At 71.2% G+C, this 19,008-nt stretch carries 10 protein-coding genes; 2 read left to right on the top strand and 8 right to left on the bottom strand.

What is annotated here, in order from left to right:
- Nucleotides 1-31 precede the first annotated feature (31 nt).
- The gene (gltB, locus tag ACFKCF_RS16435) at nucleotides 32-4,537 is read right to left on the bottom strand and encodes a glutamate synthase large subunit (RefSeq protein ID WP_394494402.1); all 4,506 of its coding nucleotides are present in this window, start codon (nucleotides 4,535-4,537) and stop codon (nucleotides 32-34) included.
- A gap of 1,114 nt (nucleotides 4,538-5,651) precedes the next feature.
- Here gltB and ACFKCF_RS16430 point away from each other — a divergent pair.
- Nucleotides 5,652-7,196: a bis-aminopropyl spermidine synthase family protein gene (locus ACFKCF_RS16430; protein ID WP_394494400.1), complete on the top strand. Its 1,545-nt coding sequence runs from the start codon at nucleotides 5,652-5,654 to the stop codon at nucleotides 7,194-7,196.
- A 685-nt stretch (nucleotides 7,197-7,881) separates the two neighbouring features.
- On the opposite strand, the gene ACFKCF_RS16425 is transcribed toward ACFKCF_RS16430, so the two are convergent.
- The 6 genes from ACFKCF_RS16425 to ACFKCF_RS16400 all read right to left on the bottom strand — a co-directional run bounded on the left by ACFKCF_RS16425 (nucleotide 7,882) and on the right by ACFKCF_RS16400 (nucleotide 14,363).
- A complete protein-coding gene (locus ACFKCF_RS16425) occupies nucleotides 7,882-8,469 on the bottom strand; it encodes a hypothetical protein (RefSeq protein WP_394494398.1) in 588 nt (195 codons plus the stop codon).
- Between the two features lie 346 nt (nucleotides 8,470-8,815).
- Nucleotides 8,816-9,556 carry a hypothetical protein gene (locus ACFKCF_RS16420; RefSeq protein ID WP_394494396.1) on the bottom strand — a complete coding sequence of 247 codons (741 nt, stop codon included), beginning with the start codon at nucleotides 9,554-9,556 and terminating at the stop codon, nucleotides 8,816-8,818.
- A gap of 1,649 nt (nucleotides 9,557-11,205) precedes the next feature.
- Complete coding sequence (locus ACFKCF_RS16415; RefSeq protein WP_394494395.1) at nucleotides 11,206-11,910, bottom strand: VIT1/CCC1 transporter family protein; 705 nt, start codon at nucleotides 11,908-11,910, stop codon at nucleotides 11,206-11,208.
- Complete coding sequence (gene lgt / locus ACFKCF_RS16410) at nucleotides 11,907-13,058, bottom strand: prolipoprotein diacylglyceryl transferase (protein ID WP_394494394.1); 1,152 nt, start codon at nucleotides 13,056-13,058, stop codon at nucleotides 11,907-11,909. Before lgt ends, ACFKCF_RS16415 begins: the two co-directional genes overlap by 4 nt.
- Before the next feature lie 26 nt (nucleotides 13,059-13,084).
- Entirely contained in the window at nucleotides 13,085-13,843 is a 759-nt protein-coding gene (locus tag ACFKCF_RS16405; protein WP_394494392.1) for a DsbA family protein, read from the bottom strand.
- Nucleotides 13,830-14,363, bottom strand: a complete 534-nt coding sequence (locus tag ACFKCF_RS16400; protein WP_394494390.1) for a MauE/DoxX family redox-associated membrane protein — start codon at nucleotides 14,361-14,363, stop codon at nucleotides 13,830-13,832. The genes ACFKCF_RS16405 and ACFKCF_RS16400 overlap by 14 nt, the downstream gene beginning before the upstream one ends.
- Nucleotides 14,364-14,532: 169 nt before the next feature.
- Here ACFKCF_RS16400 and ACFKCF_RS16395 point away from each other — a divergent pair, with 169 nt between their 5' ends.
- Nucleotides 14,533-15,060 (top strand): TetR/AcrR family transcriptional regulator, encoded by a 528-nt coding sequence (locus tag ACFKCF_RS16395; RefSeq protein WP_394494388.1) that lies wholly within the window; start codon nucleotides 14,533-14,535, stop codon nucleotides 15,058-15,060.
- 9 nt (nucleotides 15,061-15,069) lie between these two features.
- Here the strand turns inward: ACFKCF_RS16395 and ACFKCF_RS16390 are convergent, their stop codons facing one another.
- Nucleotides 15,070-18,948, bottom strand: a complete 3,879-nt coding sequence (locus ACFKCF_RS16390) for an endo-alpha-N-acetylgalactosaminidase family protein (RefSeq protein ID WP_394494387.1) — start codon at nucleotides 18,946-18,948, stop codon at nucleotides 15,070-15,072.
- Between the last annotated feature and the right edge of the window lie 60 nt (nucleotides 18,949-19,008).

Here is a 19,008-nt window from a genome sequence, read left to right as displayed (position 1 = left end):
CCGCCATGGCGGCAGGGCTCGTTACGGCGGGTCATGACTGCACCGCGGCCGCCATGACGGCCTCGTCGATGTCCCTGCCTTCGATGCGGGCGGCCTCGGCGGCGGCCAGCACCCGCTTGTAGTCGGTCGGCATGATCTTGCCGAACCGGCCCAGCGCCGCGTCCCAGTCGGCCAGCAGCTCCTTGGCGACCGGCGAGCCGGTCTCCGCGAAGTGCTTCTCGACGGTCTCCTTGAGGAACTCGCCGTCCTCCTCGGTGAGCGTCTCGATGGCGACCATCTCGCGGTTGACCCGCTCGGCCTTGAGGTCGAGCAGGTAGGCGATGCCGCCCGACATGCCGGCCGCGAAGTTGCGCCCGGTCGGCCCGAGGACGACGGCCCGGCCGCCGGTCATGTACTCGCAGCCGTGGTCGCCCACGCCCTCGACGACCGCCGTGGCGCCGGAGTTGCGCACGCAGAACCGCTCGCCCACGACGCCGCGGACGAACACCTCACCGGACGTGGCGCCGTACAGGGCGACGTTGCCGGAGATGATGTGGCCGTCGAGCGGGGCCTCCTCGTGCGGCCGGACGGTGATCCGCCCGCCGGACAGGCCCTTGCCGAGGTAGTCATTGGCGTCGCCGGTCAGCCGCAGCGTGATGCCGCGTGGCGCGAAGGCGCCGAACGAGTTGCCCGCCGAGCCGGTGAACGAGATGTCGATCGTGTTGTCGGGCAGGCCCTGGCCGCCGTACCGCTTGGTCACCTGGTAGCCGAGCATGGTGCCGACCGTGCGGTTGACGTTGCGGATGGGCAGCTCCAGCGTGACCGGGGTGCCCTCGTTGAGCGCGCCCTCGGCGAGCTGGATCAGCGTGTTGTCCAGCGCGTGCTGCAGGCCGTGGTCCTGCTCGACGACCCTGCGCAGCGCGGTGCCCGCGGGCAGCTCGGGCTGGTGCAGGATCGGCGCCAGGTCGAGGCCGCTGGCCTTCCAGTGGTCCTCGGCCGCCGACATGTCGAGCATCTCGACGTGCCCGATCGCCTCGTCGAGCGAGCGGAAGCCCAGCTCGGCGAGGTATTCGCGGATCTCCTCGGCGATGAACTCGAAGAAGTTGACCACGAACTCCGGCTTGCCGCTGAAGCGCTTGCGCAGCTCCGGGTTCTGCGTGGCGACGCCCACGGGGCAGGTGTCGAGGTGGCAGACCCGCATCATGACGCAGCCGCTGACGACGAGGGGCGCGGTGGCGAAGCCGTACTCCTCGGCGCCGAGGAGCGCGGCGATGACGACGTCGCGGCCGGTCTTGAGCTGGCCGTCGACCTGGACGACGATGCGGTCGCGCAGGTCGTTCAGCAGGAGCGTCTGCTGGGTCTCGGCCAGGCCGAGCTCCCACGGCGCGCCCGCGTGCTTGAGCGACGTGAGCGGCGAGGCGCCGGTGCCGCCGTCGTGCCCGGAGATGAGCACCACGTCGGCGTGCGCCTTCGACACGCCCGCGGCCACCGTGCCGACGCCGACCTCGGCGACCAGCTTCACGTGGACCCTGGCCTCCGGGTTGGAGTTCTTCAGGTCGTGGATGAGCTGGGCCAGGTCCTCGATCGAGTAGATGTCGTGGTGCGGCGGCGGCGAGATGAGGCCGACGCCGGGCGTGGAGTGCCTGGTCTTGGCGATCCACGGGTAGACCTTGTGGCCGGGCAGCTGGCCGCCCTCGCCGGGCTTGGCGCCCTGGGCCATCTTGATCTGCAGGTCGGCCGCGTTCACCAGGTATTCGCTGGTCACGCCGAACCGGCCGGAGGCGACCTGCTTGATCGCTGACCTGCGGGCGGCGTCGTAGAGCCGCTCGGGGTCCTCGCCGCCCTCGCCGGTGTTGGACTTGCCGCCCAGCTGGTTCATCGCGATGGCGAGCGTCTCGTGCGCCTCCATGGAGATGGAGCCGTACGACATCGCGCCCGTCGAGAACCGCTTGACGATCTCCGAGGCCGGCTCGACCTCCTCGATCGGGATCGGGTTGCCCTTGCGCAGCTTGAACAGGCCGCGCAGGGTCATCAGCCGCTCCGCCTGGGAGTCCACGAGGTTCGTGTACTCCTTGAAGATCTCGTAGCGGCGGGTCCTGGTGGCGTGCTGCAGCTTGAAGACGGTCTCGGGGTTGAACAGGTGGGGCTCGCCCTCGCGCCGCCACTGGTACTCGCCGCCGACCTGGAGCCTGCGGTGAGCGTTCTCCGCGCGCGGGTAGGCGTGGCGGTGGCGCTGCGCGACCTCCTCGGCCAGCACGTCGAAGCCGACGCCGCCGAGGCGGGAGGTGGTGCCGGTGAAGCAGGAGTCGATGACCTGCTGGCTCAGGCCGAGCGCCTCGAAGATCTGCGCGCCGGTGTAGGAGGCCACCGTGGACACGCCCATCTTGGACATGACCTTGATGACGCCCTTGCCGTACGCCTTGATCAGGTTGCGCACGGCCTTGCGCTTGTCCATCTCGAGCGCGCCGGTGTCGACCAGATCCTCGATGGTCTCGATCGCGAGGTACGGGTTGATCGCGCCGGCGCCGTACCCGATGAGCAGCGCCATGTGGTGGCACTCGCGGGCCTCGGCGGTCTCGATCACGAGACCGATCTTGGTGCGGGTCTTCTCCTGGATCAGGTGGTGGTGCACCGCGCCGGTCAGCAGCAGCGACGGGATCGGCGCCAGCGTCTCCGACGAGCCGCGGTCGGACAGCACGATGATCCGCGCGCCGCCGGCGATCGCCTCGGACGCCTCGGCCCTGATCTCCTCCAGGCGGCTCAGCAGCGCCTCGCCGCCGCCGGCGACCTCGTACAGGCCGCTGATGACGTACGGGTGGAAGCCCGGCAGGTCGTGCTCGTCGTTGATGTGGATGATCTTGGCGAGCTCGTCGTTGTCGATCACCGGGTACGGCAGCACGAGCTGGCGGCACGACGACGGGCCCGGGTCGAGCAGGTTGCCCTCGGGACCGATGGTGCTGGCCAGCGAGGTGACCAGCTCCTCACGGATGGCGTCCAGCGGCGGGTTCGTGACCTGCGCGAACAGCTGCGTGAAGTAGTCGAACAGCAGCCGCGGCTTCTCGCTCAGCACGGCCACGGGCGTGTCGGTGCCCATGGAGCCGATCGGCTCCTGGCCCGCCTTGGCCATCGGCGACAGGATGATGCGCAGCTCTTCCTCGGTGTAGCCGAAGGTCTGCTGCCGCTTGACGAGCGCCTCGTGCGTGGGGATCTCCCGCTGCCGGGCGGGCAGCTCCTCGAAGCGGACGAGCCCCGCGTGCAGCCAGTCCTCGTACGGCAGCTCGGCGGCCAGCTCGGCCTTGATCTCGTCGTCCTCGATGATCTTGCCGCGGGCGGTGTCGATGAGGAACATGCGGCCCGGCTGCAGGCGGCCCTTCCTGACCACGTCCTCGGGCTTGAAGTCCAGCACGCCGGCCTCGGAGGCCAGCACGACCAGGCCGTCGGCGGTCACCCAGAAGCGGCCGGGGCGCAGGCCGTTGCGGTCGAGCACGGCGCCGGCCAGGGTGCCGTCGGTGAACGTGATCGACGCGGGGCCGTCCCAGGCCTCCATCATCGAGGAGTGGAACTCGTAGAAGGCCCGGCGCGCGGGGTCCATCTCCGTGTGGTTCTCCCACGCCTCCGGGATCATCATCAGCACGGCGTGGGGCAGGCTCCGGCCACCGATGTGCAGGAGCTCCAGGGCCTCGTCGAAGCTGGCGGTGTCGCTGCCATCCGGGTCACAGATGGGGAAAAGTCGTGAAATATCGCCCGGGATGTGGGCGGACTCCAGCATCGCCTCACGGGCCCGCATCCAGTTGCGGTTGCCCTTGACCGTGTTGATCTCGCCGTTGTGGGCGATGTAGCGGTACGGGTGGGCGAGCGGCCAGCTCGGGAACGTGTTGGTGGAGAAGCGCGAGTGCACCAGCGCGATCGCCGTCTCGTAACGCTCGTCGCTCAGGTCGGGGAAGAACGGCTCGACCTGGTCGGGCGTGAGCATGCCCTTGTAGACGATCGTCCTGGCGGACAGCGAGGGGAAGTAGACGTCCGCCTCGTGCTCGGCCCTCTTGCGCAGGCAGAAGGCCAGCCGGTCGAGCTCCAGCCCCTCCCGGCCCCCGGGGTCGGCCACGAACAGCTGGGCGAAGTGCGGCATGACGGCCCTGGCGCTGGGCCCGGGCAGCTCGCGGTCGACCGGCAGCTCGCGCCAGCCGAGCACGGTGAGGCCCTCCTCGGCCGCGATCTCCTCGATCAGGCCGGTGGCGACGCCCCTGGCCTGCTCGTCGAACGGCAGGAAGGCGATGCCGGTCGCGTACGCGCCGGCATGGGGAAGCGCGAACGGCACGCTCTCGCGGTAGAACCCATCGGGGATCTGCGTCAGGATCCCGGCTCCGTCGCCGGTGTCCGGCTCGCTACCCTTGGCCCCCCGATGATCAAGATTGCACAGAGCCGTCAGCGCCTTGACCACGATCCCGTGCCCACGGCGCCCCGCGACGTCGGCAACCATGGCGACACCGCAGGCATCATGCTCGTTGGCGGGGTGGTACAGGCCCTGGGGCTCGGGGAACCCGAGGTGGGCAGCAGGCATTTAATCCCTCCCGTCGTCATCGTCTGTCTCTAACTGCTCTACAGGCGGGGACGACGTTGGCCCTGCTGCATATCGTGGGTAGAGGTTACCGCACGCTGCCGGAATGGTGCCCGCCACGTCCGCATTGCGAACATTCGGCCCCATCCCAACATCCGAACTCCCTATCCCAAACCCCGGACGTGGGCAAAGAAATTCCCGCCACAGGTCCACGATTTGCGGCATGGGGAGCGAGTCGTCCCCACTCCATCCCCCGCCCAAACCCCAACCCCACCAATCCGCCGGCACACCACCCCGCCCGCCCCCAGATTCCATCCCCACGCCGCCACGATCCCCACCACCCCACCCCCGCGGAGCGGACCGCCGAAATCCCAACCCACCACCTCACCGCACGACCTCACCCCGCGCCGTCATGCCCCTTCAGCATCCACCGCCGCTTGGCTCCCTCCAGCACCTCACCGCCGCGCCGCTCCCTTCAGCGCCTCACCCTGGCGCCGTTGGCTCCCTCCACCGCCTCACCCACGTGCCACGCCCGCGGCCCTCCAACTCCCACCGAACCACCACAGTCACACCGCTTTAGCTGCCACCGCTTGCCGCAGCGTCGGCCGAAGCAAAGCCCCGAAGGCCGCCCTCACCACCGAGCCCCCGCTCACGCAGGGCCGCACGCGCCTGCCGTCCCGGGCTGTCCACCCTCGCGCCTCGATAGGGTTGCCCTCGTGACTCCTCCGCTCCTCGAAGGGAGCGGCTTCTCGCCAAGCCGCCTGCGCAATGTCGCGAAGGTTGATCGACGCGTCGACATCGGCGTGCCCACGCTGCCCGCGCCGAGAACCCGCGGCGGCCCCGCGCCCAAGCACCGCCGCGAACACCCTCCGACCCGCGCCCAGGATCGATCCACTCGATCCAGACGTGCCGGCGACGTCACACCCGGCCCGACCGAGCGTGCCGTACACCTGCTCGCCGGTGGGACGCGGCAGGAACGCGGACGAATCGCGTCCCACCACCTCCCACCCTCGGTAACGACATCACCACGCTATCGGCATGCGCCGACAAAATCTGGAGGGAGGGAGCGCGGACTCCTCCGCCGGCTGAGGCAGGCGGTCATCTCCGCGCGGATCTGATGGAGCGTGACGGGGTGGAGCGCCTGCTCGCGGAGGCCGGGCCGGACAGCAGGCGGTTGCGGCACGCCCTGACCCTCCTGTGCGATGCCCAGTGGTGGACGCTGGCCGATCTGGTCAGGGAGACCGCCACGTCCAGGCGTACCGTCGAGACCCTCCTGCGCGAGGTCCCGCTGGAGCGCAAGGGCGACGCGTTCCGGGTCCCGCTGACCCACGCCAACGACTACCAGGACCTCCTCGCGCTGGCCCCGCCGCCGGAGGATCCGGTGGCCCATCTGCTCCCCCACTACGCCGCGGAGCTCTCCCGCCTCAAGGACCTCGTGGCCCGGGCCCCGCGCGCCCGTCACGTGCTCGACCACGTCTCGGCCACTCCGGAGACGATCCTGAGGCGGGCGTTGCTGCTGGGTTCCCGTTTCTGGCTCCCCGGCACGCGACTGCTGTGCGTGGGGGACCACGACCTGACCTCGCTGGCCGTCAAGCTGGTCCATCCGGAGACCGACGTCACGGTGGTCGACATCGACGAGCGCGTCCTGGCGTACATCGACGCCCAGCACCTGGGTGTCCGCACGCGCTGGGCCGACCTGCGTCTCGGCCTGCCCGCGTCCGCCCGTGACCACGACCTCGCGCTCACCGACCCGCCGTACACGCCGGAGGGCACCGGCCTGTTCGTGGCGCGCGCCGCCGAGGCGCTGACGGACAACGGCCGCATCCTGCTCGCGTACGGTGCCAGCGAACGTACGCCGATGCTGGCCTTCAAGGTCCAGCAGGCCCTGGCGGACCTCAACCTCGCCTACGAAGCCATCTATCCCGACTTCAACCGATATTTCGGTGCAGAAGCCATTGGCTCGGCCGCCGACATGTACATCCTCCGGCCCACCACCAAGACGCGCCCGGCCGTGACGTCCCGCCTGAGCCGCCAAACCACCTCCATCTACACTCAAGGCCCACAATCGGTCGAAAGCGCCCATAACGCCCTCTCAGCGCCGCAGGAGGCCATCCGGGACTTCAACCCCGACCTGCTGGTGGGCGAGTGGCCCAAGGACCTCACCGAACCGCGGGTACGGCTCTCGACCTGGCTCGCCAAGCCCTACGCCGCCACCCTGGACCGCGTGGCCGTGGCCCTGCCCCCGGGCCTGGAGGCCGCCCTCCCCCGGATTCTCCTGGCCACCCGCGCCTCCCACGTACGCGTCGTGGGCGCCGAGCTGCCGGCGCTGCCTGACGTACTGTCCACGGTCTACAAGCTGAGCGCGGGCGGCGACGTCCTGGACGCCGTACGCCTGCCGCAGCCGCCCGGCGATGCGGCCTCGGTGCTGCGCAGGATCCTGGACAACGGGCACGCCAAGCTGGCCAACACATGGCGCGAGGCCCTCATCGCGGTGGCCCGTACCCAAGGCTCGGCCCTGACCAAGAACGAGGCCCGCACCCTCATCGCCGAAGCCGCCCCATGGTCGGAAGGCCTGACTCCCCTTGACGCCCCCCTCCACCGACTCTCCACCCTCCCCGAAGCAGTCACCACAACCATCTCCGCCCTGACCACAACCACCTGACCCACCCCGAACCCCCACCGCCCTCCACCGAAGGGCCCGGGTCATCCGGTCACGGCCAGAGCCCGACCGATGCGTCACGGCCGAGTCCGGTCAAGGCCGGGGTCCACTCGAACCGGGCTGTCGAGCGGCAGCGGATCGATGCCGCAGGCCGCCCTCACCGCTGCCATGGCGTGCGGGTGGCGGGCGTGGCTACCTTCCTGGTTCACCCGCCGCGAATCTCGGCCACCCATCCCGGCCACCATCGCGCTCGCGGGCCGCCGTAGTCGCGGTCTGGGGCGTGGCCACCGTCCCGGTTCACCGCCGCGAGTCGCGGTCACCACCCCGGTCACCGCTCCGGGGCACGGGTCGCGGTCGCGATCAACCCCGGAGCCGCGAGTCCCGGTCACCACCACGCTCGCGGGTCGCCGTCGCCGCCGTCTTGGGCGTGGCTACCGTCCCCGATTCACCGACGCAAATCTCGGCCGATATCCCGGTCACCATCGCGGGGCGCGGGTCACGATCGCCGCCCCAGTCACCGTGGCGGATCATCATCACGGTCCCAGCCGGCGGTCGCCCGTCCCGGTCACCATCGCAATCTCCGTCCCGGGCCGCCGCCGCGGTCGTGGGGCGCCGTCATGCAACCGCGACTTCCCGAGTCGCCATCGCAGTCGCGGCCGCCATCGGAGCTTGGACGGCAGCGGTTGGGTCAGGTTGCGGCGACGATGCGGCCCTGGACCACGCGTCCCAAACCGTCCAGCGCCACGAGGGCGGCTACCAGGTCCTGGGCGGGCGCCGATCCTCCGGCCCAGCTCACGGTCACGTAGTGGCCCATCGCCCGCGCCTGGGCCCGGCTGCCGGCCGGCTCGAACCCGATGTCCTGCCGTACGAACCCGTCCTTGCCCAGCGCCGACACCAGCGCGTCAGCCGCCCGCCCGTCGCTCAGGTTGAAGATGACGAACTGACCCGCGACCGCACCCCCCTTGTACGTGGCCTGGAGCGCCTGCGTGCAGCCCGTGGCCGAGACCCCCGAGAGCACCTCATTACAGTCGTTGAACTGCTGCGTGGCGTCCCGACGCATGGTGCCCAGGGTCTGGGTGGCCGGGGTGAAGACCTCGTTCAGGGTGAGAGGCGCGGCGTCGTTCTGGCGGCTGTTGATGGCGGAGTAGAAGGCGGAGGTGGGCTCGGCGTGGAAGCTGGCAGGCCTGGGATCCTCGCGCCGCAGCCACAGCCAACCGGCCACCGCGACGACCGCCACGAGGGCGATGCCCAAGGGGATGACGACTCGACGCGACATCAGCAGGCCACCTCCGCGATCGCGACGACATCCCGGGGCCCAGGGCGGCCGCCCTCCATGATCGCGACCACTCCCCCGGGCCTCAGACGACCGCCCTCAGCTCCTCCGGGCCCCAGGCGACCGCCGCCGGCTCCGCCGGGGCTCAGGCGACCGCCCCCGGTTCCCCCGGGCCCCAGGCGACCGCCCTCAGCTCTCCCGGAGCTCAGGCGACCGCCCCCAGTTCCCGCGGGGCTCATGCGACCGCTCCCAGTTCCCCCGGGGCTCATGTGACCGCTCCGAGCGATCGTGGCGACGTCACGGCAGCGGGGCCAGGGGCGGGTGTTGTTCGGGGGCAGGTCGTTCGGCATCAGGAGGACGGTCCTGCGATCGTGACGACACGGCGGTAGACGGCCTTCTCCGCGCCGCGTAGCGCCAGCGTGAGCGAGACGAAGTCGTCCTTGGGGCCGGGGTCCGCGCCGTCGGTCTTCCCCAGCCACACCAGGCCGACGTAGTGGCCGAGGGCGTAGCCGCCCGCCTCGGAGTAGCCGCCCGCGGGGAAGGCGGCCTTGGGGGACTCCAGGGGACGCGTCCAACCGCCCCGGTAAAGCGACTTCAAGGACTCCACCAGGTCGGCGGCCGACTTGCCGTCCTTGAGGTTGAGTAGCGTGTACTGGCCGATGTACCGGCCGTCGGAGCTCGCATAGAGGCCGCGGGCGACTTGGGTGCATTCGGCGTCCGACACCAGTTCGAGGAGGTTCGGGCCCCACAGCGCCGCCGAGCAGTCGGTGTCGAGTTTCTTGGCGACCAGCTTGAGCTTGAGCTTCTTGGACACGGCGAGCTCGCTCTGGCCGAACACCTCCTTCTCGGTCAGTGCTCGCTGGTCCTTGGCCCTGTCCGTGACAGGATCGAACAGCTTGGGCGAGCCCCACCCTCGGAAGACGCGCGGGAGCGCCGTGTCCGGCGCTATGACGGAGGCGCCGGCTTGCCGTTCCGAGGAGTAGTCGCCGATGGAGTTGATGGCGGCCACCAGCCCGGCCCCGCCTGCAAGCACGCCGACGATCGTGGCGATGATGACGATCAGCCGCTGCTGCTTGGGTTGCAGTCCCATGTGGGTGAGCAGCGGGAACTGCCAGTCGGAAGGCGGGGGACGCCGTCGCGTACGCGAGAACTTCCCCGGCCGCCCACCATCATCGGCCTTCCCGTCGCGAGCCGCAGAAGCCGAAGCCCCACCGTCGGCCCCGAAGTCCCATCGGTCATCGTCGCCCAGCCGATCATCCTCGGCCCCGACCACTGCCCAACCGCCATCGGCCCCAGCCACCAACCGGCCGCCATCGGCTCCAGCTACTGAGCGACCACCATCGGCCCCTGCGGCCGACCGACCACCGTCGGGCTCAGCCGCCGAACGACCGCCTTCGGTCCCGGCCGCCGCATGGCCGCCTCGGGATCCAGCCGCCGCATGGCCGCCTTGGGTCCCGGCCGCCGCATGGCCGCCTCGGGACTCGGCCTCCGCATGGCCGCCTTGGGATCCGGCCGCCGAACGGCGACCGCGGCCTCCGGATGCGGAACGACCTCCGTCGGTCTCGGCCGTCGAACGTCGGCCGCCGGATCGGCGGGATCGGGTCCCGTCGGTGACGGACCGCATGCCGCTGACCGCCCAGTCGCCACCGACCGCCTCGGCCCCGGGCTCGCCGCCGTCGGCCGCCCAGTTTCCCCGGTCGCCGTCGCTCGCCGACTGGTCATCGGCGCCGTGGCTCGCCTTCGCCCGCCTGGGCCCGGAACGCCTTTCGCCGCTGTCGCCGGTCGGCAACCGCCCGCCACCGGTCGCCTCGGCCAACAGCCGACCATCGTCGCCCTGGCCTCCCGCCGGCCAGCCACCGCCGCCGGTTCCAGCCCCGCCAGAGACTCCAGACCCGCCAGAGGCTCCGCCGGCCGCGTGTCCATCACCGTCCGGACCTACAGGCGGCCGAGCACGACCGGCCCGCCCCTCATCGGCCAAGCCCGCCGACCGGCGACCACCGGCACGACGGCTGCCTCGTCCCTCCGACGCGGGCCGCCCGCCGCCAGTACGGTCGATGTCACCCGAGCCTGACGCCCGCCGACCACCAGCACCGCCAGCGTCCCGCATATCCTGGGCCGGCCAACTACCACCGGCGTCCTGGACATCCCGAGCAGGCCAACTACCACGCGCGTTCGGCACATCGCGGGCCGGCCAACTGCCACCGGCGTCCTGGACATCGCGTGCAGGCCAACTGCCGCTCGCGCCCTGGACATCCCGTGCAGGCCACGTACCACCAGTGTCCTGCACGTTCCGGGCCGGCCAGCTACCGCCCGCGCCCGGCACATCGCGGGCCGGCCAACTGCCGCCCGCGTCCTGGACATCCCGAGCAGGCCAACTACCACCGGCGTCCTGCACATCTCGCGCCGGCCAACTACCACCAGCCCGGCCAGCAGCATCGGGACCTGACGCCCGGCGACCATCAGCACCACCAGCGTCCCGCATATCCCGAGCCGGCCAACTGCCACCGGCATCCTGGACATCCCGAGCAGGCCAGCTACCACCGGTGTCCCGCATGTCCCGCGCAGGCCAACTACCACCGGCCTGGCCGGTGGCCTCCGGGCCTGGGATCGGCTGGCCAGGGCCGGGGCCGGGGGCGTCCTGGGGTCTGTCGGGTGAGCGGCCGCCGCGGGTGCGGCCCGTGCCGTCCTGGCCGGAGGAGGATCTGCCGTGACCGCCCGAACCGGCTCTTCTGCGGGCCATCACAGGCCCGCCGCCCCGATCAGGCTGCCGAGGCCGAACGTGACCGCCGCGGCGATCGCGCCCACCACGAGCTGGCGCAATCCTGAGAACCACCAGCTGCGCGCCGTCACCGCCGAGACCAGCGCGCCCGCCGCGAACAGGGCCACGCAGGACACCGCGGCCGACAGCACCAGGTCCCTGGCGCCGAACAGGTACGGCAGCAGGGGCAGCACCGCCCCCACGCTGAACGACAGGAACGACGACACCGCGGCCAGCGCCGGTGAGGGCAGGTCGCCGGGGACGACGCCCAGCTCGTTCTGGGCGTGCACCTCCAGCGCGCGATCCGGGTTGCGGGAGATCTGCCTGGACACCTCGGCGGCCAGGCCGGGCTCCACGCCCTTGTCGACGAACGTCTCCGCCAGCTCCGCCTGCTCGTCGTCAGGGTTGCGGGCGAGCTCGCGCCGTTCGACGGCGATCTCGGCCTGGGCCAGCTCGCGCTGGCTGGCGACCGAGACGTACTCGCCGCCCGCCATGGACAGCGCGCCGGCGGCGAGCCCGGCGACGCCTCCGAGGGCGATGACCTTGGTGTTGGCCGTGCCGCCCGCGACACCTGCGATGAGCGCGAAGTTCGACACCAGGCCGTCCATCGCGCCGAACACCGAGGGCCGCAACCAGCCTCCGGTGACGTCACGATGCTGGTGGTGGATCTCCGCGCGACCGCTCATCGCGAGTTCTTCTCCTTCGTCACGACTTCGGCGTCAGATGCATCTACCCCGTCGGCGGGGGTCACATCATCCGCCGACGACGCCGGGGCGTCCGTGACTTCGGCGTCCGTGGTCTTCTCGGCCGCCGGTGCCCCGTCGTCCGCGACTTCGGCGTCCCTGGCATTCTCGGCCGCCGGTGCCCCGTCGTCCGCGACTTCGGCGTCCTTGGCGTTCTCGGCCGCCGGAGTGTCCGCACCGTCGTCGGTGGAGGCCGGCTCCTGCGGGTCCTCGGAGTCGGCGTCCGCCTGGTCGGCGGGGTGGGCCGGGTCGGCCGGGTCGGCCGGGGCCACGATCTCCACGGTGTCCCGCTTCCTGGCCAGCCAGAAGTACGCCAGCGCCGCCACGAACAGCACGATCGACGTCCACTGGTTGATCCGCAGCCCGAGGAACGTCACCGCGTGGTCCACGCCGCCGACCGGGTCGATGCGCAGCCCCTCGATCCAGAAGCGGCCCAGCGTGTAGCCGGCGACGTAGAGGGCGAACAGCCGCCCGTGGTGCAGGGCGAAGCGCCGGCCCGCGAAGATGAGCACGAAGCCGAGCGCCACGTCCCACAGCGACTCGTACAGGAAGGTCGGGTGGTAGAGCACCCCCGGCTCGCCCCCGTGGTCGCCGTCGATCTCCAGGCCCCACGGCAGCGTGGTCGGCGAGCCGTAGAGCTCCTGGTTGAACCAGTTGCCCCAGCGGCCGATGGCCTGGGCGAAGGCGATGCCGGGCGCGACCGTGTCGGCGACGGCGCTCATGGAGATGCCGCGTTTGCGCACGGCGAACCAGACGCCGAGCGCGCCGAGTGAGATCGCGCCCCAGATGCCGAGGCCGCCCTCCCAGATGTAGAGCGCCTTGATGGGCTCCTTGATCGCGCGCGGGCCGAAGTAGGTCTGCCAGTCGGTGATGACGTGGTAGAGGCGGCCGCCGATCAGGCCGAAGATGACCGCGGGGACCGCGATGTCGACGATCGTCCCCTTCTGGCCACCGCGGGCCTGCCAGCGCCGCTCGCTCAGCCAGACGGCGACGATGACGCCGAGCACGATGCATAGCGCATAAGCCCGGATCGGGATGATTCCGAGATACCAGACCCCCTGGGAAGGGCTGGGAATCGAGGCAAGGGGCATGTCAGGTGAGGGTAGCGGAAGTGAGACTACTTGGCCGCCTTCGTAATCGCTTCGCGCAGATCTTGCGGGCTGAAGAGTACGGGATTGTCGATTTCCTTGCCGTTCAGTTTCACCGTCGGCGTATGGTCGATCTTCTGTGCGTCGATGACCTTCTTGCTGTACGCGAGCTGCGCATCGGCGTGCTTCTGCGTGGTGACGCACTGGTCGAAGTCCGGCGCGGTCACCCCGGCCTGCTTGCCCCAGTTCTTCAGCTGGTCGACCGTGAAGCCGGCCTCGGTCTCGGACGGCTGGTTCTGGTAGAGCAGGTCGTGGAAGGCGATCCACTGCTTGCCGTCGGCGACGCACCGGGCGGCGCTGCCCGCGCGTACGGAGTTGGACTTGGTCGGCTCCTGGGAGAAGATCGTGATCGGGTGGTAGACGACCTTGGCCTTGCCCTCGGCGGCGAGGTTCTTGAAGGTCTGGCCGCTGACCCGCTCGAGCTCCTTGCAGGCGGGACACTGGAAGTCCTCGTAGATGTCCACCACCGGCGCGGTGACGCCCTGGTTGGCCATCGCGACCGAGCCGTCGGGCTGCACCGTGACCGCCGCGAGCGCCCCGCCGGCCACCTCCGACTGCGAGGTGCTGGCCGCGTACCACCAGCCGAGCCCGACGGCGGCCACCGCGACCGCCCCGGCGGTCACGTACGTGGCGATGCGCCTGCGCCTGTCCCGCAGCCGCGCCTCGGCCTGCTGTTCCCTGATCTTCTCGCGCGCCGTCTTCGTCTTGGTGCGCTCAGCCTTGCTCATCGTCGTCATCCCCTTCATTACGATTGTCGCCCCCCAGTCCGAGGGCGCCGTCGAGCGCGAAACGGCCCGGCGGGAAACGCACGGCCCAGGCGCCGAGCAGCACGAGCCCGAAGTCGCGCAGGATGTCGAGCAAGTACGTCGGCTCCTCCCCTACCCCCAGCTGGCCGCCGCCACCGAAGCAGCCGCAGTCGATCCGCAGGCCGTGCGCCCACGCCCAGGCGATGCCGAACACGAAGGCGAACATGAGCAGCCCGGCGATCACCGCGGCCACCCTGGTCAGCAGACCGACGACCAGCAGCAGGCCGACCACGATCTCCAGGATCGGCAGGGCGTAGCCCACCGTGACGGCGATCGACTCGGGAAGCAGCTGGTAAGCCTTGACCGCCACGACCGAATCGGCCGGGTTGCCGATCTTGAGCCCACCCGCCGCGATCAGCACCCCGCCCAGGACCAGCCGGGCGACGGTCGTCACCCAGGGTATCGCCGAGAACTCACCGCGTGACGATAGTGACGCGTCCACACGCCATCTCCTCTTCCTCTGCGCCGGGATGGGCACAGTACCGGGAATCCATATGACCACGCGGCGGATAAGCACCGGCTAAGCCGTGTTTCTTGCGGGAATTACGCAGTCAAGTAAAAATTTACTCATGCCAGTAACGGTCACGAGCTCCGCCAGAAGGGCGCAGATCGTGACAGCGACCATCACCACGATCGCCGAGCTCGGCTACCACCAGGCGTCCTTCGCCCGGATCGCCCGTTCTGCCGGGCTCAGCAGCACGCGCCTGATCTCGTACCACTTCGAGGACAAGGACGAGCTGATCCGCCAGGTGATCGCGACGATCCAGGGGCGGCTCTCGGCGTTCGTGACCGAGCGGGTGAGCGCCCGGCGCACGGCCGGCGCGGCGCTGGAGACGTACATCCGCTCCCTGGCGGAGTACGCGGGCGAGCACCGCGCGGAGATGCGCGCGGCCGCGGAGATCTCACTCAACTTCCGCCCCGAGGCCACCGCCCTGTCGGCGCTGTCCCAGGTCGAGCGGTTACTGGTCTGGGGGCAGGAGAGCGGCGAGTTCGGGGCGTTCAACGTGCGGGTGACCGCGATGGCGGTCCGGCGCGCGCTGGAGGGGCTGCCGTTCCTGCTGGAGGCCGATCCGGAGGCGGACCCGGCCGGGTACGCCGACGAGCTGGCCGGGCTGTTCGCCAGGGCGGTCCGGGCATGAGGGCCCCGCTCAGCCGCACGTGAACCTGGCCTCGCCCCAGTCGGCGTGGTCGTTGCCGTTCCCGTCGCCGCCGTCCCCGGCCACCAGGTCCACGTAGCGGGCTCCGGTCAGGTCGGCGCTCAGCTCGTACGCCGCGTCGGCGGTCCGCAGGACCGGACTACGGGCCACCGGCGCCCCGTCCGCCACCACGTCGAACCGCACCGACCCCCGCGTGGCCTGCACGTCGTCGACCCCGACGGACGCCGTGAACCTCGTACACGCGCCGCCCAGGTAGAACCGGACTCTGGCCGGCGCGTGCGTGCCGAGCCCCTTGGCGAACGTCCGCCCGCCGACGACGATCGGCCCGCCGTCGGCCTCGCCGGTGTCGCCGTTGGACCGGTCGCGCTCCACCGGCCCCCAGCCGTTGTCCGCGGTGACCCACTCCAGGTCGCTCGCGTAGGCGTCCCCCGCGGGCGGCGGAGGCAGCGTGCGCACGACCGCGGACGCGGTGAGCCGCTTCGCCACGCCGCCCACCGTGTAGCCGGCGCCGGCCCCCAGCTCGTAGCTCCCGGAGGCGTCCGCGGGCGGGGTGACCTGCCAGGTCGTGGTCAGCTTCCCGCCGGGATCGACGGTGCCGGTGCCGTCGCCCGCGACCGTCCACCCGTCCGGGACGTCCAGCGTCACCCGCACGTCCTGCGCCGGCGCGTCCTCGAGGTTCGTGAACGTGGTGACGACCTCGTTGGCTTTCCCCTGCTCGAAGACGGCGGCGGGCGTCACCTCCAGCGACCCGCACGCCTGCGCGTCCGGCACCGGGCCGAGGCCGGTCACGGAGAAGTCGTCGAGGACGAAGTCGGCCCCGGCCTGCTCGGCCTTGAGCGAGCGCAGCCCGACCCACATGTCCCCGCATCCCGCGACCACCCGCTCCCTGAACGTCGCCGTGCTCCGCCGCTCGGGGATGGGCGTGCGCCGCGTCTCGACGCTGGATCCGCCCTTGTCGTAGCCGGTCACCCACTGGTACGCGTCCGCCTGAGCGCTCTGGTAGGCGAAGGACACCTCGTACGCGTGCCCCGGCTCGAACCGGGCGGTCCACGGCAGCGTGCGGTAGATGAGCCCCTGACGCTCCTCGTGCGCCTTCAGCGACCAGTCGCCGCTCAGCACGTCGTCGATCGTCTTGCCGTTCCACCCGGCCTGCGTGTACGGTTCGTGCCGCTCGGACAGGTGCGTACGCGCGTCGAACGACCCGCCCGCGTCCCCCTTCACGAACGGCCCCCAGCCCGGCTCGGCCGACTCGAACGTCTCCACGTCACCGGCCGGCTCCCGCTCGAACAGCCGCACGTCGTCCACCCGCACGTCCCCGTCCCCGGCGGCGGCCGTGATCCGCAGCGTGGCCGAGGTGCCGGGCGCGGTGAAGGTCACCTTGGCCCGCTGGAAGAAGGTGTCGTGCTTCTCGTCGGAGGCGATGTAGTTCCTGGCCGTGGACCGGCTCACGGTCACCGCCTGCCCGGCGGCCTCCAGGGTGGTCTCGCGCGTCCTGCCCGGCTCGACCTCGACGAAGGCGGAGGCGGTGTAGGTGCGGCCGGGCCGCAGGCCCGTCAGCCGCTGCTCCAGCCGCGCCTGCGCCCCGCCGCCGAGCAGCGCCACCCGCTGGCCCAGATCGTTCTTGCGGACGCTCACGGGGCCCGTGACGGTCCATCCGGCGAGCCGGTCGCCGTTGAAACCGGGGTCGCGCACCCCGCTACCCTGCCCCCAGCCGGGGTCCGGCTGCCGGGGCGCCTTGCCGGGGTAGAGCACGTACGGCACGCCCGCCTCCGCCCGCAACGTGATCCTCCCGCGGACCGGGGTGACCGTGCCGGCCGCCACCCGCCCCTGGTCGGTGAGCCGGTAAACGGTCATCGGCCGGTCGGCGTCCCAGGTCGTCTCCCCTCCCGCGGGGTTGTAGTGGTAGTACCTGCCCTGCCACGGCAGCAGGTAGGTGCCCCCGTCGAGCACCTTGTGCCCACCGGCGAACAGTTCGCGCCTCCCGTCCCGATACGTGCCGCGCACGCCGCCGGTGAAGACGATCTCGTCCGCGTTCCAGTCCATGATCTTGTAGTGCTGCAGGAACTTGACCGGCAGGTTGTGCTCCCAGATGTTGCGGTAGAACACGGTGAAGTCGTTCTTCGCCTGCCAGCCCTCGAACTCGACGATGCGGGCGTTGCCGAGGATCGGATGGGCGTTCCAGACGTCCTTCTCGTCATTGCGGATGAACCGGATGATCTGGGAGTTGAGCCCCTTGTTGGTGACCCCGCCGTAGTTGAGGTCGTTGGCCCAGTGCGACCACAGGGACGCGCGTTCCAGCTTGTCCGACCACTCCGTACTCACCTGCCAGCCCTGCTCGCGCAGCTCGGCCAGCGTGCGGTCGGCGACCCAGCCGAACGGCCTGAACACGTCCAGGTACAGCACCGCGAGGTTGCGGTCGGTCTCGGCGCGCAGCTGCGCGAAGCGCCCGGCCAGGGTGCCCCTGGTGAGATCGCCGCGCTGGTCGATCAGGTACGCCTGGTCGAGCCAGTTCCAGCCCTTGGCGCCCTTGTCGACGAGCTGCTCGCTGAAGTTCCTGGCCTCGGGGTAGGACTCGGTGGCGTTGACGTGCACGCCGAACGTGGCGTTCCAGCCCTTGCCGGCCTTGAGCAGCGCGTTCAGGTCCTTCAGCCCGCCCGCGCGCCGGTTGTAGTTGCCGCCGTAGTCGGGGTGCGCCGAGTCGTGGCCCTCCGACTGGTAGCCCTTGAGCAGCGCGAGCTGCCCCAGGCCGTCGGTGGCCAGCGAGATGCGCTTGACGTCGTCCAGGGTGCGCAGGAACGGGTGCGTGGCCTGGCTGGAGAAGTTGAACGGGATGTGCGTGACCACCCGGTCCCTGGTCCGCTCCGCGCCGGGCGCCTTGACGGCGACGGCCCGGAACGCCACCGCGCCGTCCTGCCAGTCGAGCGCCCCGTCGCCGTTGGCGTCGGGCGTGACCACGACCTTGGCCCAGGGCGGCTCCTCGGTGAACGGCGAGCCGGTCGCGCGGTATGTCCACTGGCCGCTCCACACGCCCACGGTGACCGTGCCGCCGGCGTCCTTCCTGGCCTGGTGCCAGAGCCTGGCGGCGTCGCGGTCGGTAAGGCCCGAGGGGCGGTCGTAGGTGGAGTTCGTCTCGATCGCGGCGGCCAGCCGGTCGGTGTTGACGATCCCGTACGTGGCCCCGACCGGATCGTCGTCGGGCGTGGTGCCCGGGGTGACCGCGGCGAAGACGTCGGCGGTGCGGGTGGAGTTCGGGTCCAGCCGGGTGAACGCGGTCGCCGCGCCCGGCTGCGCGCTCGACACCGACACCAGGTCGTGGCCGGGCAGGTCGATGGTGTTGACGCGGAACGCCTCGGTGTCGGCCACCGAATCGATCCGGAACGTCGTCACCCGGCCCTTGACCCCGATGCTCGCCCCGAGCGCGACGCCGTCGAGATCGGGGAAGGCCAGCCGGTAGCGGGCGGTCGCGCCGTCGCTCCCGGTCAGCGCCACGGTGACGGCTCGTGCCTGGCCGTTCAGGACGACGGCGGGCACGCCCGCGCTGCCGCCGAGCCTTGCGCCGCTCGCCCGGTCGACGTAGCCCAGGACGCGCGGGAAGTCCGGGTCGAGCTCCACGCGCAGCGCCGGGGACGAGATCGCGATCGGCCGGGCCACGCGCGCCGGCCTGGGCTGCTCGTTCTGCGCGGTGGGGCCGGGCGGGGGCGCACCGGTCCGCGGCGCCTCCGGGGACGGTAACTCGTACGTCGGGGCGGGCGCTGGGGCAGGCGTCAGGGCGGCAGCCGGTACGGGGTCGGGACCGGCGGACGCCGGTGCGGTCATGGCCGTGACCGCGAGTGTGAGGGCCGCTGCGAAGGTGACGGGACTGGGACGCATCGGTGTCCTTTCGGGGTCGTGCGTCACACCGCTTCGGGGCCCCGATCATCACCCGCGCGG

Source organism: Nonomuraea sp. JJY05 (assembly GCF_043496855.1).
In the GTDB taxonomy this organism is placed as follows: Bacteria; Actinomycetota; Actinomycetes; order Streptosporangiales; family Streptosporangiaceae; genus Nonomuraea.
Note: the sequence above shows the minus strand (reverse complement) of the source record. Positions and strands in the feature narration are given on the sequence as shown.